This is a genomic window from Pseudomonas sp. PDM17 (assembly GCF_014851985.1).
In the GTDB taxonomy this organism is placed as follows: domain Bacteria; phylum Pseudomonadota; class Gammaproteobacteria; order Pseudomonadales; family Pseudomonadaceae; genus Pseudomonas.
This window is the reverse complement of the sequence record NZ_JACVAT010000004.1, coordinates 525,499-541,159: the sequence shown is the minus strand read 5'-3', so window position 1 is coordinate 541,159 and position 15,661 is coordinate 525,499. Positions and strand designations below refer to the sequence as shown.

The following is a 15,661-nucleotide window of genomic DNA, read 5'->3' as shown; positions in this document are numbered from 1 at the left end:
CGCGGCCTCCTTATTGTTGTTTCTGCTTGTAGGCGACCACGTCCTGCGGGGTCACCATGTCGCCGTCGTTGTTGCCCCAGGCGTTGCGCTCGAAGGTGATCACCGCGGCGATGTCGACTTCCGAGAGCTGCTTGCCGAAGGCCGCCATGGCCGTGCCCGGGACGCCGTTGAACACGGTCTCCAGGTGGTGCTCCTTGGGCCCGGTGACGATCTTCGAACCCTTGAGCGCCGGGAACATCGGCGGCATGCCCTGGCCTTCAGGCTGGTGACAGGCGGCGCAGATGGTGTGGTAGACCTTGTCGCCGCGGGCGACCAGCTCTTCCTTCGTCCATTCCTTGCTGGTCAGCTCCTTGAGCTTGACCGCCTCTTCCTTGCGCTCGGCCAGCCACTTGTCGAAGTCAGGCTTGGACTTCACGTCCACCACGATGGGCATGAAGCCGTGGTCCTTGCCGCACAGCTCGGCGCACTGGCCGCGGTAGACGCCGGGCTGGTCGACCTTGGTCCAGGCTTCGTTGACGAAGCCGGGAATGGCGTCGCGCTTGACCGCGAAGGCCGGCACCCACCAGGAGTGGATCACGTCGCTGGAAGTGACCAGGAAGCGCACCTTGACCCCGGCCGGCAGCACCAGCGGGTTATCCACCTCGAGGAGGTAGTGCTCGTCCTTGTCGGCCTTGTTGTGGATCTGGTCCTGGGGCGTGGCGAGGTTGGAGAAGAACTCCACGTCCTGGCCCAGGTACTTGTACTGCCACTTCCACTGGTAGCCGGTGACCTGCACGTCCAGCTCGGGCTCCGAGGTGTCGTACATGTGGATCAGCGTCTTGGTGGCCGGAACGGCCATCACCACCAGGATCAGGAAGGGAATGACGGTCCAGAGGATTTCCACCGTGGTGCTCTCGTGGAAATGCGCGGGCTGCTGCCCGGTGGACCGGCGGTGGACGATCATCGACCAGAACATCGCGCCAAAGACGACGATGCCGATGACCACGCAGATCCAGAAGATCGTCATGTGCAGATCGAAAACGTTACGGCTGACTTCTGTCGCACCGGGGGTCATGTTGACCGTCCAGGCGGCGTTTGCCTGACTGAAAGCCAAGAGCAAAAGGAAGCCCATCCAGACTCGTGGATGTCGCAGCATTCGGGTTCCCCTTATCGTTGTTTTTATCCCGCCGGCATAGCGCCCTGGCTGCGATCCCCATTCCAGAGGGATCGAGCCTGAACAAGCCAACGGCCAAGGGAGTGACCGCCAAGACAACTTACTTTGACGTCGTACCTCGGCAGCACGCAGGGCAGGCCGGGTCCATCAGGTTTTCGGTGTGTCGAAGCGGAGTATAGCCACGGGTTGCGACATAACAACGCAGAGTAAAAACTGTGTTTGAAAGACCGAAGTGCGATCTCAAAGCCACGGACGGCGCGGCTTTGGAGTACCATGCTGGCCGTCTGATATGCCGCGTCGGCATAAACAGTTCATGAATATGACAATCGCGTCTTAGCTACGCCCGGGGTGCGGCTAAGGTGTTTCTTCACTTTCCAAACCCGCTGTCTTGGAGCTGTCATGAACACCGCTGCACTGCGTGAGCTGATCCGGAATGCCCACCTGCTCGAATCCCGCCATGGCCATCTCGCCCGCCTGATCCAGAGCCAACTGCAAAGCCTGCACAAGAGCATCGCCCTGACGGGAGAGGACCCCAGCGGTACGCTGACGCGCTTCGTCCACGCCTACATCGAACAGGTGCCGGACTTCCTCGACGCCGCCAACTCGGTGGCCCGCGCGGCCGGCATTGAGGACCGCATCAAGCCGGTGCTCAAGCTTGCCGAACAGTTCTTCCTCACCCCGCCTGCGCTGCTCGACGGCCACGACGGCCTCGATGCACTGCTGGACGAGGCCTACCTCGCCCACCGCCTGGTGGAAGAGGTGAACGACCGCTACATCGCCCACTTCAACCAGCCGCTGATCCCGCTGGACACCACCGTGGCCAACCTGGTGGCGCACCAGCTGATCGGCGAACCCTTCGCCAACCAGCTGGATGAAGCGGTGCACCACGCGGTCAACGGCATGCTCGACGACAGCACCTTCAGCGCCGAATCCGCCGTCAGCTACCGTGCCAGTCTCAATGACCCGCAGGTGGTCATGGCCTGGCAGCAGTGGCCGTGCCTGTCGCGGCAGTTCGGCGTCGAACTGGAGCTGGGTCGCGACTGAGGCTCAGCCTGCACTCTGCAGCGCACGCAGCCGGCCCTCCACGCGGCGACGCAGGCCGTTGCCTTCAATGGACAACCGGCAGCCGCTGGCCGCGGCGCTGCGGCCCCAGTCCTCCAGCAATTCCATGCACGCGTGGTCGATGTAGCTCAGGTGCTGCAGCGGCACACGCAGGTGCGTGCCGGGCTTCACCGACTGCAGGGCCTGGGACAGCGCCGGCACCTTGAGGAAGGTCGCCGCGCCGACCAGACGCAGCTCGGCACCGCGGCCCTCGTCGTCGTAGCGCAGGTTGATCTTCAGCCGAGCGGCCTTGAACACCAGCTTCAGCACCGTCAGCGCGAAGCCCAGCAGCACACCGGTCAGTAGGTCGGTGGCGACGATAGCCAGGGCGGTCGCCGCATGCACCAGCACCGGCATGCGTCCATAGCGGCCCAGCGAACGCAGCGCCTTCAGGTCCACCAGCTTGATCCCGGTGTAGACCAGCACACCGGCCAGGCTGGCGATGGGGATCTGCCGCAGCAGCCCGCCCAGCAGCACGACGAAGCCCAGCAGCCACAGCCCATGGAAGATCGCCGAGGCTCGGCTGCGCGCGCCGGCCTGCACGTTGGCCGAGCTGCGCACTATCACCCCGGTCATCGGCAGCGCGCCGACCAGCCCGCAGAGCATGTTGCCCACGCCCTGGGCGCTCAGCTCGCGGTCCATGTCCGAGCGAGGGCCAGTGTGCATGCGGTCCACGGCGGCGGCCGAGAGCAAAGTTTCGGCGCTGGCGATGAAGGCCACCACCACGGCGGCCAGCAAGAGTGTCGGGTCGAGCAGCGCCGCGAGGTCATTCGGACGGACCCAGTCGATGGCGTCGCCGAGGTTCTCCGGCACGCTCACCCGCAGCACATCCAGTGGCAGCGCGATGCTCACCAGCGTCGCCAGGCTCACCCCGATCAGCGCACCGGGCAGCATGCGCAGCCGGCCGGGCTTGAAGCGGTCCCACAGTGCCATGCAGGCCATGGTGCCGAGCCCGAGCAGCGCCGCATCGAAGCCGCTGGTCCCGGACAGCAGCGCCGCCGGGAAAGCCAGCAGGTTATCCAGCCCGGACGCCTGCGGCTTGAGGTCGAGCATCACGTGGACCTGCGACAGCACGATAAGAATCCCGATGCCCGCGAGCATGCCGTAGACCACGGCCGGCGAGGTCACGCGGAACCAGCAGCCCAGGCGCAGCCTGCCCGCCAGCAGTTGCAGCGCGCCGGCCAGCAGCAGGATCGGCCCGAGCATGGCCATGCCGTGGGTACGGACCAGCTCAAAGACCAGCACCGCAAGGCCCGCCGCCGGACCGCTGACCTGCAAGGGCGAACCGGCTAGAAAACCGACCACCAGGCCACCGATGACGCCGGTTACCAGGCCCTTGGCTGGCGGCATGCCCGAAGCGATGGCGATGCCCATGCACAGCGGCAGGGCGACGAGGAACACCACCACCGACGCGAGCAGATCGCGCGGCAGTACCTGGCGTAGCTGGGAAATTCCGGATGGAACAGAGTGGGAGGCCGACATGGCGCTGTTCTCCTTCAAGCATTTTTCGGGCGCGCGAAAGCCCACGACGCCGGTCTCGACCGCATCGACACGCGCAATTCAGGGGGGTGGCGAGCGCGGTGGCAGCGCGCGCCTCAGGCAGGGATCAAGTCAGAAGAGGGGCGCGGCGTTTGTTCTGCTGGGCCGCCGCGCCCCGGGAGCGTACCGGTATCAGCCGTTTACTGGGGGGAGTAGCGCGGGCGCGGGGTCGCACTCGGCGTCGGGCCTTCGCCGTCGAGGGGGCGGAAACGACCTTCCTGGGCGTCGTAGGCCTTGATGGCGCTGGTCTCGATGTCATACACCCAGCCATGGATGAACAGCTGGCCGGAAGCCAGGCGGGCGGCCACGGACGGGTGGGTCTTCAGGTGGTCCAGCTGGGCTACCACGTTCTCTTCGGTGAGCACGCCCAGGTGCTCCTGGGTGGCGCAGCCGCAGGTCTGCGCGACCACGGTACGAGCGACTTCGGCATGGCGTAGCCACACCTTCACCGTCGGCATGCTTTCCAGGCTCTGCGGATTCAGCACCGCTTTCATCGCGCCGCAGTCGGAGTGGCCGCAGACGATGATGTGCTGCACGCCCAGGGCCATCACCGCGAACTCGATCGCGGTGGACACGCCGCCGTTCATCTGGCCGTACGGCGGCACCACGTTGCCGACGTTGCGGGTGACGAACAGGTCGCCCGGCGAGCTCTGGGTGATCAGCTCGGGGACGATGCGCGAGTCGGCACAGGTGATGAACATGGCGCGCGGGTTCTGCGCGTGGGCCAGCTTCTTGAACAGTTCTTCCTGCTGCGGGAAGACCTCATGACGGAACTGGCGAAAGCCCTCGACGATATGGCGAAGCGCCTCGTCAGCCGTTTCGTGGGCGTGATCCTCACCGTGCGTTTTATCGTTCATGTATCAGCCTCGAAGAATGACGAAGAATTTTCCCACGTCAGCCGACGCTCTCCCTGGGGAGAAAAGGCACAGCCGTGGGAAAAAATCTGTCGTGACCGGTTAGTCACCTTGTGCTCAAACCCTAGGCGAAGAAGATTAAACCAAAATTAAAAAACCGCTCTGGAATGAGCTTTTGCATGATGTTTCGCCGACATTTCAAGATGATATCGACAAGCTATCATGGCGATGAAATGTCACAGTGCTACTGTGACGACGCCAATATTTTCGCTGCAGGCAATGTGACATTATTCGTGGCGATTACTGTAAGACCCGGACCACCGGACCTACCGCTTGGTCAGGATGACGAGCGTGGCGCACGGCGCCGGATCCTTCCCCAGTTCCCCCCCGAAAACAAGGATGTGACCATGCAAGACATCTATAGGATGGCCGGCAACGCGGCCGCGAGCGCGGTGCAAACGGTGAGCGGCGGCGAGTTGCTGATGCCGATGTTCCACTGCCTGGAGCCCGATGGCCGGCTCAAGATGGTGGTGCTGATGGCGGACACCGGCGAGGAGGCCATGCAGGCGGGCCAGCGGATGTACCAGGAGAACACCCAGCAGGCGATCGGCGCGGTATTGATTGTCGACGGCTTCGTGACCCACAAGGAGGTCGGCAAGGTCGATGCGCTGATTCTGAACGTCGTTTCCTACGCCGAGCCGCGTCGTGAGATGCAGCTGGCCGTCCCTTACCGCCATGCCCACAGCCATGAAGGCTTCGCCGTGTTCAAGCCCAAGCTGCTGGGCGTCACCGGCATTGCCCAGGACGAGCTGCAACCGCTGATCGACGCTTTCTACCAGGGTCGCGATGAAAACGCCGAGGGTCGTGTGATCTGGAAGGAGCACCAGCAAGACCAGATCACCGGCATGACCGGCTTCGCCGGCTTCTCCGGCGAGGACTGGAAGCATCTGCGCGAGGCACCCGTGGCGATCTTCTGCATGGTCGCCAGCGCCGACGGTGAGATCGATGCCAAGGAGGCTGCGGCCTTCGGCAAGCTGTTCAAGGAGTCCGGCAAGTACCCCAGCGTGCTGATGCAGCGCGTGATGACCGAACTCAGCCCGGATACGCCCAGCGGCCGCGCGGTGCTGATGGACTTTCTGCAGCGCTTCTCCGACCCCGCGTTCAACCGCCTGCAGTACCTGGTCGACGTCAACCGACTGCTCGGACAGCAGGCCAGCGACACTGACGCGGCAGCCTTCAAGGCCGACCTGCTGGCGCTGGGCAAGGCGGTGGCGGAATCCTCCGGCGGCGGCTTCCTCGGCTTCGGCAGCAAGGTCAGCAAGGAGGAGAAGAACGTGCTGGTGGTCATCGAGAAGCTGCTCAACTCGCCGCTGCAGCTCGCCCAGATGATGGCGGACCTGGTGGCTCCCGACCGCTGATTCAGAACAGGCTCATCTGGCTGCGCGGTGGAGCGAACGCCGTGCAGTCCAGGCCGAAGCTGCCGCGCCGGTTCAGGCCCAGGCGGCGCATGGCGACCTCGAAGCGCTTGGCCAGCAGGTCGGCGAACGGACCGTCACCACGGAAGCGATGGCCGAAGCGGCTGTCGTAGATTTCCCCGCCACGCAGCTGACGAATCAGGCTCATCACATGATTGGCGCGCTGCGGGTAGTGCACCTCCAGCCACTCCTCGAACAGCGGACCGACTTCGCGCGGTAGGCGCAGCATCATGTAGCTGGCGCTCTGGGCGCCGGCGTCGTGGGCAGCTTCGAGCAGCGCTTCCAGTTCGCGGTCATTGATCATCGGGATCATCGGCGAACACAGCACGCCCACCGGAATGCCGTGTTCGCGCAGTACGCGGATCGCCCGCAGGCGCGCGGAGGGCGCGGCGGCGCGGGGCTCGAGGATGCGCTTGAGCTCGTCGTCCAGGGTGGTCAGGCTGATCATCACGCCCACCAGTTTGTGCTGCGCCAGTTCGGCCAGCAGGTCGAGGTCGCGCAGGATCAGCGACCCCTTGGTGACGATGGTCAGCGGATGGCGGTAACGCAGCAGCACCTCGAGGATCTGCCGGGTCAGGCGCTGCTGGCGCTCGATGGGCTGGTACGGGTCGGTATTGGCGCCCAGATTGATCGGCGCGCAGACATAGCCCTTGCGACTCAGCTCTTCTTCCAGCACTTCGGCGGCGTTGGTCTTGGCGATCAGTTTCGTCTCGAAATCCAGCCCCGGCGACAGGTCCCAGTAAGCGTGGCTCGGCCGCGCGTAGCAGTAGATGCAGCCGTGTTCGCAGCCGCGATAGGGGTTGATCGAGCGGTCGAAGGGCAGGTCCGGCGACTGGTTGCGCGAGATCACCGACTTCGCCCGTTCGCTGCGGATTTCCGTCACCTGGGGCTTGGGCACTTCATCGTACCAGTCGTTATCCACAGGCACCGACGTGGTTGGCGCGAAGCGGTTGTGCGGATTGCTGGCGGTACCCCGGCCGCGGGGTGGAAGGGAAGTGCTCATGTGGGAAAGCTCTGAAGGAGTGCTGTATATAAATACAGTAATTCACTGAGTTTTCCACAGCCAGCACTAACTGCTCGGCGGTCTGATTTCCAACTGTCGGGTTGTTCCTACAAGCCCCAGCTGCAGGGTGCGTAGGGCGGATAACGCGCCAGCATTATCCGCCGACGGCACATCGGCGGATAACCTGTTCCAGATCATTCGCCCTACTACCCGTCAGAGCAGCCGGGTGAACAGCCAGTACAGCCCCGCCGCGAGCCCGATGGCCGCCGGCAGCGTCAGCACCCAGGCCAGCAGCATGTTGCGGATGGTCGGCCACTGCAGCCCGCTGCCGTTGGCCGCCATGGTGCCGGCCACGCCGGAGGAGAGCACCTGGGTCGTCGACACCGGCAGGCCGAAGCCGTCCGCCGCGCCAATGGTTAGCATGGCCACCAGTTGCGCCGAAGCACCCTGTGCATAAGTCAGCGGCGTCTTGCCGATGCCCTCGCCGACCGTGGTGACGATGCGCCGCCAGCCCACCAGCGTGCCCAGGCCCAGCGCCAGGGCGACCGCGACCTTCACCCACACCGGAATGAAGCGGATCGCCTGCTCGCCGCCCTGGCGCAGCGCCTGCAGGCTGCTCCAGGTTTCCAGTTCGAAGTGCTGGTCGCTGCGGTCCAGCAGGCGGATGGTCTCCAGGCTCAGGTAGAGGTCGTTGCGCAGGTCCTGCACCTCCTCGGCCGGCACCTTGTCCAGCTGTCCATAGCGCTCCAGGCGCGCACTGACATCGCCGATCACGCTACCCAGCGAGGGCAGCAGTTCAGGTCTGACCACCTCATCTTCCTGATAGCTCAACAGCGCCTGGCGCGGGTCCGCCGCCGGGCTGCCGCCGGAGCGGTGCAGCTGTTCCTGGCTGGCCTGGGTCAGGGCGAGCAATTGGCGGGTCTGTTCCGGCGAGTGCGCGCGATCCACGGCGAACGCCAGGGGTACGGTGGCGATCAGGATGAGCATGATCAGACCGATGCCTTTCTGCCCGTCGTTGGAGCCGTGGGCGAAGGATACGCCGGTGCAGGTCAGGATGAGGATCGCCCGAATCCATCTGGGAGGTGGCGTGCGGCCTTCCGGCGCGTGAAACAGCGCGCGGTTGCGGATGGTCGAACTGGCCACCCGCAGCAGCACGAAGGCGGCAAAGAAGCCCACCACCGGTGAGAGAAACAGCGCATAGCCGACCGTCAGCAATTGCGACCAGGCGTTGCCGGACAGGCCGAGGTGCCCGGCCATGGCGCCGTGGGCCAGGCCGATGCCGACGATGGAGCCGATCAGCGTGTGCGACGAGGACACCGGCAAGCCCAGCCACCAGGTGCCGAGGTTCCACAGGATCGAGGCGATCAGCAGGGCGAAGATCATCGCCAGCCCGGCGCTGCTGTCCACCTTGAGGAGCAGGTCCAGCGGCAGCAGCGAGACGATGGCGAAGGCCACCGCACCGCTGGAGAAGAGCACGCCGAGGAAATTCCACAGCCCTGACCAGGCCACCGCGAAGCGCGGCGGCAGGGCGTTGGTGTAGATGACCGTGGCCACCGCATTGGCGGTGTCATGGAAGCCGTTGATGAACTCGAAACCCAGGGCGATCAGCAAGGCGACCACCAGCACCAGCACCGACCAGCCCGGCTCCAGCTGCGTGCCGCTGGCGTGGATGTCGTGCCCGAGTGCGGCGAAGGTGAATACCAGCGCGGCGGCCAGCAGCAGGAAGAAGGTCAGTCGCCCCTTGAATCCGTGGGTCTCGCGCAGCACCGGGCTGATGGGGAACTGCGTCAGGCGCGAGGCGCGCATCACCTCGAGCATGCCAAAGCGGTCAAGCACGGGGGCGCTTCCTTCGGGTCGGTGGCGGCATCTGGCGGATTCCTTGCGACGATGCCCTACAGACTAGCCGGCCATGGCGATCATGGGCGGGCCGGGCGAGCGGGGCGGAGGGCCATGCTAGGGCAAGGCTGCTTCGACATTCCTTGATGTTGGTGGTGATGTGCGACATTTCGGTGCCCCAAAAAGAAATGCCCCGGCAAGCCGGGGCATTCGCTGAGCGTCACGCGGGCGCTATTCCTGCGGCTTTTTCAGCTTCGGATTGGGGAAGAACTGCACCCCCTGCACCTTCGGGTCCTTGGGCTTTTCCAGCGCGCTGGTGTTGACGCGGGTGGACAGCTCCTTGGGCACCGACTGGCCCTGGGCGTTGAGCGTGTCGGCGTAGCCGCAGGCCACGCATTCGCGATGCGGCACGCCGTCAACGTCCCACATGACGATCTTGTCCTGCTCGCTGCAGGCCGGGCAGACGGCCCCGGCGATGAAGCGTTTCTTCACCTCGCTCATCACGCCGCCTCCTCGGACAGGCCCGAGTGGCGCAGCAGGGCGTCGATGGACGGCTCGCGGCCACGGAAGGCCACGAACAGCGCCATCGGCTCCTGGGAGCCGCCCTTGGCCAGGATCGCCTCGCGGAAGGCTGCGCCGGTCGCCGGGTTGAGCACGCCTTCTTCCTCGAAGCGGGAGAACGCGTCGGCGGACAGCACTTCGGCCCACTTGTAGCTGTAGTAACCGGCCGCGTAACCGCCGGCGAAGATGTGCGCGAAGCTGTTGGCGAAGCGGTTGTACGCCGGCGGGCGCATCACCGCGACTTCATCGCGGATCGCCTCGATCACGTCGAGGACGCTGCGGCCGTCGCCGTGGGTGGCGTGCAGCTCGAAGTCGAACAGGGAGAACTCCAGCTGGCGGACCATCATCAGGCCGGACTGGAAGTTCTTCGCGGCGAGCATCTTCTCCAGCAGGTCCTGGGGTAGCGGTGCGCCGGTTTCGTAATGACCGGAGATCAACGCCAGGCCTTCGGGCTCCCAGCACCAGTTCTCCATGAACTGGCTCGGCAGCTCGACTGCGTCCCAGGCCACGCCGTTGATGCCCGAGGCCCCGGCGTGTTCGACGCGGGTCAGCAGGTGGTGCAGGCCGTGGCCGAATTCGTGGAACAGGGTGGTGACTTCATCGTGGGTCAGCAGCGCTGGCTTGCCGCCGACCGCGGGGGTGAAGTTGCACACCAGGTAGGCCACCGGCGATTGCAGCTCGCCTTCGGCGGTGCGGCGACGGTCGCGGGCGCCGTCCATCCAGGCGCCGCCACGCTTGTTGGCGCGGGCGTAGAGATCGAAGTAGAAGCGGCCGACGTGCTGGCCGTTTTCCTCGATCTCGAACAGGCGCACGTCCGGGTGCCAGCGCTCGAAATCGCTCAACTCGCGGATCTGGATGCCGTAGAGCTTCTGCACGATGGCGAACAGGCCGGAGAGCACCTTGTCCACCGGGAAGTAGGCGCGCAGGGCTTCCTGGGACACGCTGTAGCGCGCCTCGCGCAGCTTTTCGCCGAAGTAGCTGGCATCCCAGCTGGAGAGGTTCGGGCAACCCTGCTCGGCGGCGTACGCCTTGAGCTGCGTCAGATCCTGGGCGGCGAAGGGCTTGCTGCGCACGGCCAGGTCACGGAGGAAGTGCAGGACCTGCTCTGGGGTCTCTGCCATTTTCGTGGCCAGGGACAGCTCGGCGAAGTTCTTGAAGCCCAGCAGGCGTGACAGTTCCTGGCGCAGGTCGAGGATTTCCTGCATCACCGGGCCGTTATCGTTCTGCCCGGCGTTCGGGCCCTGGTCGGAGGCGCGGGTGCAGTACGCGGCATAGACCTCTTCGCGCAGGGCGCGGTCTTCGGCGTAGGTCATCACCGCGTAGTAGCTGGGGAATTCCAGGCTGATCAGCCAGCCGTCCAGCTCCTTGGCCTGGGCGGCCTGCTGCATCTGCGCCTTGGCCGAGTCGGTCAGGCCGTCCAGCGCGGCTTCGTCGGTGACGTGCTTGGTCCAGGCCTGGGTGGCGTCCAGCAGCTGATTGGAGAAGCGGCTGCCCAGCTCGGACAGGCGCGTCTGGATTTCGGCGTAGCGCTGCTGTTGTTCGGCCGGCAGGTCGATACCCGACAGGCGGAAGTCGCGCAGGGCGTGTTCGAGGATGGTCTTCTGGGCGACGTCGAAGGTCTTCGACTCGGCACCGGCAGCCAGCGACTCGTAGGCCTTGAACAGTTCGCGGTTCTGGCCCAGTTCGGTCCAGTAGGCGGACAGCAGCGGCAGGCAGCCTTCGTAGGCCTCGCGCAGTTCGGCGCTGTTGCACACCGCGTTGAGGTGGCTGACCGGGCTCCAGGCCTTGCCCAGGCGGTCATGCAGTTCGTCCATGCTCAGCACCAGGCCGGCCCAGGTCGGGGTGCCGTTCTGCTGGGCGAGGATGCGCGCGATGGCGGCGCGGTTGTCGGCGAGGATCTGCTCGATGGCCGGCTTCACGTGCTCGGGGCGAATGGAGGAGAAGGGCGGCAGGTCGTAGCTCTGCAGAAGGGGATTCGCGCTCACGGTGGCACCTTGGCTGAAGAAACACCCGGCCATCTTAAATACAATCGACCGTAACCGCAGCCACAGGAAAGCTATCGTGACGATTCGAACCTATCAGGGCAAAACGCCATCCCTCGGCGAGCGCGTCTTCGTCGATGCCAGCGCCGTGGTCATCGGCGACGTGGAGATCGGCGCGGACAGCTCGGTCTGGCCGCTGGTCACCATTCGCGGCGACATGCACCGCATCCGCATCGGCGCGCGCACCAGCGTGCAGGACGGCAGCGTGCTGCACATCACCCACGCCGGCCCCTTCAACCCGGACGGCTTCCCGCTGACCATCGGTGACGAAGTGACCATCGGCCACAAGGTGCTGCTGCATGGCTGCACTATTGGCAGCCGCATCCTGGTGGGCATGGGCTCCATCGTCATGGACGGCGCGGTGATCGAGGACGAGGTGATCCTCGGCGCCGGCAGCCTGGTGCCGCCGGGCAAGACACTGGAGAGCGGCTTCCTCTATGTCGGCAGCCCGGTGAAGAAGGCCCGGCCGCTGACGGACAAGGAGCGGGCGTTCTTCAGCTATACGGCCGGGAACTATGTGAAGTTGAAGGATCAGCATATTGCCGAGGGTTACGCGGGCTGACGGCGGAGCCTCCGTTGGGCGCATAAAGCGGAACGCTTTATCCGCCGATGCTCCGATGGCGGATAACGCCCGAGGCGTTATGCGCCCTACATCAAGGCCGTCCCGCCGGACGGCCTGCCGTGCCGAACCTCGCGCCCTATACTGACCCGAGGTGACCGGACGCCAGCGCGTGCCCGGCCGGGTTCAGCAGCGGGCGGCCAGCCATCACGGCGCCGCCGAGCCGGCGAGCGGCCATGAACAGTCTGTGCTCCCCCAGCGCCACCGTTTCGCCCTGGCGGCGCGGCGGTGTCATCGTCCTGCTCCTGCTGGCGCTGCTTCTGCTGGTTTTGCCCGGTTGCGCCCATCACCCTGCCCAGCCTGCCGCCCCGATTACCGAAGCCACCTGGCACCAGGTCGACGCCGACATTGGCGCCGCTTCGCTGGCCGCCACCTCCCAGGCCCGCGCCTACGCCGAAGAGGCCATGCAGCAGTGGATGGACCTGGTCTACCAGCGCACCGACGAGAAATTCATCCCCTGGTTCTCCAGCTACTGGACCCAGGAATGGCTGAGCATGAAAGTCGCCTGGTACAAGATGGGCTCCCACGGCGACCTCGATCCCACCGTCGACAAACTGGCCGCCTATCTGCAGGAGCAGTACCGCAAGCAGGTGCTGATACCGGTGGCCAAACAGGTCGACCCGGACGCGGTGATGGAAAAGGCCACCCGGCATTACATCGAGCTGCTGACGGTGGCGGTGAAGGACATTCCCCAGCGCCGCGGCATCCCGCAGAAGGCCTTCGACGAGCACCTGATGGGCATCCCGGCGATCTCCCTTGGCCCGCCCTCCAGCCGCGATGCTTCGCTGTACGACGTGGTGTACGCCAAGGACATCGGCAAGGTGCCGGCCTTCGCCGCGCTGATGCAGGACATCCGCACGGCGGCGGGCAAAGCCGGTGCCGGCACCAAGGTCAGCGGCGTCTCACCGGTGGCCCAGCGCACCAGCGCCAAGCTGGTGCACGAGTTGCGCAACCGCAGCATCGCCGGGGTGGTGGCGAGCGCGGCGGGCAAGGTCGCCGGCTCGGTCATCTCGGTGGCCTTCACCCTGTTCAGCATGGCCGGCAACGACCACGACCGGCCAGAGGTGGAGACCCAGCTGCGCAAGGAGATCAACGCCGCCTTCGACGAACAGTGGCTGGCGCTGATGCGCGATCCGGACGGCGGAGTGATGTCCGGCGTCGATCACCTCGGCGCCCGCGTGCAACAGAGCCTGACGGGCCGGCTGGCGCAGCCGGAGGATGAAGCGCAAGAGCCATCCGCCGCCCGGACCTACGGCGCCGGCGAGGCCGAGCCGGTGAGCGTCAGTGGCGGCTTCCGCGTGCTCAAGCAGGGGCAGGGCGCGGCGCCCTGAGGTGTCGTTCGACGATCCGCGCTTCGCGCAGGCGGCCATGCGCAGTATCCTTCGGGCCCGACTTTCGCGGCCGGACGCTGATCCCATGCATTACCAGAACATCCTTTTCGACCTCGACGGCACCCTTACCGACCCGCGCGAGGGCATCACCCGTTCGATCCAGTACGCCCTCGCCCAGCTGGGCATCGACGAGCCCGACCTGCGTCAGCTCGAACACTTCATCGGCCCGCCGCTGCTGCAGTGCTTCATGAGCACCTACGACTTCGACGAGGCGCGCGCCTGGGAAGCGGTGAACCACTACCGCGTGCGCTTCAAGGACACCGGGCTGTACGAGAACAAGGTGTTCGACGGCGTTGCCGAGCTGCTGCAACTGCTCGGTGGCCAGGGCCGTACGCTGTACATCTGCACCAGCAAACCAACGGTGTTCGCCGCCGAAATCGCCCGCCACTTCGACTTCGCCCGGCACTTCAAGGTGATCTACGGCAGCGAGCTGGACGGCACGCGCACCAACAAGGTCGAGCTGATCGAGCACCTGCTGGGTATCGAGCAGCTGGACCTGAAACAGACGCTGATGATCGGCGACCGCAAGCACGACCTGATCGGGGCGCACCGCAATGGCCTGTCCGCCGCGGGTGTCGGCTATGGCTTCGGCAGCCGCGAAGAGCTGATGGCGGAAAGCCCGGCGCACTATTTCGCGAGCATGGACGAGCTGCGCGCGGCGTTTGCCTGACCGCGCAGCGCTGAACCTGCAGGAGCGGGCCATGCCCGCGACCGGCCGACTGGATCGTAGGGCGCATAACGCGCCAGCGTTATCCGCCGCGAGGGATTCGGCGGATAACCCGTCCCGGGTTATGCGCCCTACAGCTAATTCTTTCGCGATCGATTTCCGGCCGCTCCGGGCAAACCGGATGCCCATCGCGGACGGAGTCCACTCCTACAAAACCGGGTAAATCGCGCGGCGAATCAACCGCGCAACCACTCCGCCAGGCGCCCCATCATTTCATCGCACCTGGCCAACTGCTCCAGGCTGACGAACTCGTCCGGCTTGTGGCCCTGGTCCATGCAGCCCGGGCCGCAGACCACGGTGGGGATGCCGGCCTGGTGGAACAGCCCGCCTTCGGTGCCATACGCAACGGTCGTGAAGTCGCGCGAGCCGCTGAGCAGCGCTATCAGCTCCGCAGCCTGGGCCTGCTGGTCGGTGACCAGCGCCGGGTAGGCGGAAATTTCGCTGAAGCGGATGTCCGTCTCGGCCTTCACCGCACGCATCTTCGGCAGCAGCTCGGCTTCGGCGAAGGCGCGCAGGTCATCGGCGACCTGTTGCGGATCGTCACTGGGCAGCGCGCGTACTTCGAAATCGAACTGGCATTCGGCGGGCACGATGTTCAGCGCGCGACCGCCGCTGATCACTCCGGTCTGCACGGTGGAATAGGGCGGGTCGAAGCGCGGGTCATGGCGCTCCGGTGCAGCCAGGCGGGTGCCGATCTCGCCGAGGCGACCGATCAGTTTCGCCGCGTACTCGATGGCGTTCACGCCCTGCGGCGCGTAGGCCGAGTGGCACGGTGCGCCGTGTACCTGGCAGCGCAGGGCGAGCTTGCCCTTGTGGCCGAGCACCGGCTTGAGTTCGGTGGGTTCGCCGATGATGCACAGCATCGGCTTGTGTTCGCGGTGCTCCAGCGCGGCGAGCAGCGAGCGCACGCCGAGGCAGCCGACTTCCTCGTCGTAGGAGAAGGCCAGGTGCACCGGCAGGCGCAACGGCTGGGCGAGGAACGCCGGCACCGCCGCCAGCACGCAGGCGATGTAGCCCTTCATGTCCGCGGTGCCGCGCCCGTAGAGGCGGCCGTCGCGCTCGGTCAGCTCGAACGGCGGGACCGTCCACGGCTGGCCATCGGTCGGCACTACGTCAGTGTGGCCGGACAGGCACACGCCGCCGCGGTCCTGCGGGCCGAGCGTGGCGTAGAGATTGGCCTTGCCGCCTTCAGCATCGTGGAACAGCTCGCAGGCGATGCCATAGCCTGCGAGGTAGTCGCGGATGTAGTGGATCAGCGCCAGGTTGGAGTTGCGGCTGACGGTGTCGAAGGCGATCAGGTCGGCGAGGATTTCGCGGCTGGAAGGCATGGTCGGGTCCTGCTTCAGAACTTTTGCAGGAG

13 protein-coding genes are annotated in these 15,661 nt (G+C 65.7%); 5 read left to right on the top strand and 8 right to left on the bottom strand.

Annotation, left to right across the window (positions count from 1 at the left end; translation table 11 throughout):
- Window positions 1-10: 10 nt before the first annotated feature.
- Window positions 11-1,135, bottom strand: coding sequence for a cytochrome c oxidase subunit II (gene coxB, locus IB256_RS16740; protein ID WP_192294246.1), 1,125 nt, complete (start codon window positions 1,133-1,135; stop codon window positions 11-13).
- A gap of 417 nt (window positions 1,136-1,552) precedes the next feature.
- Between coxB and IB256_RS16735 the strand changes: the two genes are divergently transcribed.
- A complete protein-coding gene (locus IB256_RS16735) occupies window positions 1,553-2,197 on the top strand; it encodes a hypothetical protein (protein WP_081518888.1) in 645 nt (214 codons plus the stop codon).
- Window positions 2,198-2,200: 3 nt separating this feature from the next.
- On the opposite strand, the gene IB256_RS16730 is transcribed toward IB256_RS16735, so the two are convergent.
- Together IB256_RS16730 and IB256_RS16725 are read right to left on the bottom strand one after the other, a co-directional pair.
- The gene (locus tag IB256_RS16730) at window positions 2,201-3,736 is read right to left on the bottom strand and encodes a SulP family inorganic anion transporter (RefSeq protein ID WP_192403334.1); all 1,536 of its coding nucleotides are present in this window, start codon (window positions 3,734-3,736) and stop codon (window positions 2,201-2,203) included.
- Between the two features lie 197 nt (window positions 3,737-3,933).
- Window positions 3,934-4,650 (bottom strand): carbonic anhydrase, encoded by a 717-nt coding sequence (locus IB256_RS16725; protein WP_081518886.1) that lies wholly within the window; start codon window positions 4,648-4,650, stop codon window positions 3,934-3,936.
- Between the two features lie 404 nt (window positions 4,651-5,054).
- Here IB256_RS16725 and IB256_RS16720 point away from each other — a divergent pair, with 404 nt between their 5' ends.
- On the top strand, window positions 5,055-6,065 hold the full coding sequence (locus IB256_RS16720; protein ID WP_192403332.1) for a hypothetical protein: 1,011 nt from the start codon (window positions 5,055-5,057) through the stop codon (window positions 6,063-6,065).
- Between the two features lies 1 nt (window position 6,066).
- On the opposite strand, the gene IB256_RS16715 is transcribed toward IB256_RS16720, so the two are convergent.
- From IB256_RS16715 to prlC, 4 genes are all read right to left on the bottom strand, one after another.
- Window positions 6,067-7,125, bottom strand: a complete 1,059-nt coding sequence (locus tag IB256_RS16715; RefSeq protein ID WP_192403330.1) for a PA0069 family radical SAM protein — start codon at window positions 7,123-7,125, stop codon at window positions 6,067-6,069.
- Window positions 7,126-7,338: 213 nt separating this feature from the next.
- Window positions 7,339-8,943, bottom strand: coding sequence for an inorganic phosphate transporter (locus IB256_RS16710; RefSeq protein ID WP_192294690.1), 1,605 nt, complete (start codon window positions 8,941-8,943; stop codon window positions 7,339-7,341).
- Window positions 8,944-9,192: 249 nt separating this feature from the next.
- Window positions 9,193-9,462 (bottom strand): YheV family putative zinc ribbon protein, encoded by a 270-nt coding sequence (locus IB256_RS16705; protein WP_024763727.1) that lies wholly within the window; start codon window positions 9,460-9,462, stop codon window positions 9,193-9,195.
- The gene (prlC, locus tag IB256_RS16700; protein WP_192294238.1) at window positions 9,462-11,507 is read right to left on the bottom strand and encodes an oligopeptidase A; all 2,046 of its coding nucleotides are present in this window, start codon (window positions 11,505-11,507) and stop codon (window positions 9,462-9,464) included. Before prlC ends, IB256_RS16705 begins: the two co-directional genes overlap by 1 nt.
- Window positions 11,508-11,583: 76 nt before the next feature.
- Between prlC and IB256_RS16695 the strand changes: the two genes are divergently transcribed.
- From IB256_RS16695 to IB256_RS16685, 3 genes are all read left to right on the top strand, one after another.
- Complete coding sequence (locus IB256_RS16695; protein WP_151188917.1) at window positions 11,584-12,126, top strand: gamma carbonic anhydrase family protein; 543 nt, start codon at window positions 11,584-11,586, stop codon at window positions 12,124-12,126.
- A gap of 233 nt (window positions 12,127-12,359) precedes the next feature.
- Window positions 12,360-13,514 (top strand): hypothetical protein, encoded by a 1,155-nt coding sequence (locus IB256_RS16690; protein ID WP_192403328.1) that lies wholly within the window; start codon window positions 12,360-12,362, stop codon window positions 13,512-13,514.
- An 85-nt stretch (window positions 13,515-13,599) separates the two neighbouring features.
- Window positions 13,600-14,244, top strand: a complete 645-nt coding sequence (locus IB256_RS16685) for an HAD family hydrolase (RefSeq protein ID WP_192294234.1) — start codon at window positions 13,600-13,602, stop codon at window positions 14,242-14,244.
- 233 nt (window positions 14,245-14,477) lie between these two features.
- On the opposite strand, the gene argE is transcribed toward IB256_RS16685, so the two are convergent.
- A complete protein-coding gene (gene argE / locus IB256_RS16680; protein ID WP_192403558.1) occupies window positions 14,478-15,629 on the bottom strand; it encodes an acetylornithine deacetylase in 1,152 nt (383 codons plus the stop codon).
- Between the last annotated feature and the right edge of the window lie 32 nt (window positions 15,630-15,661).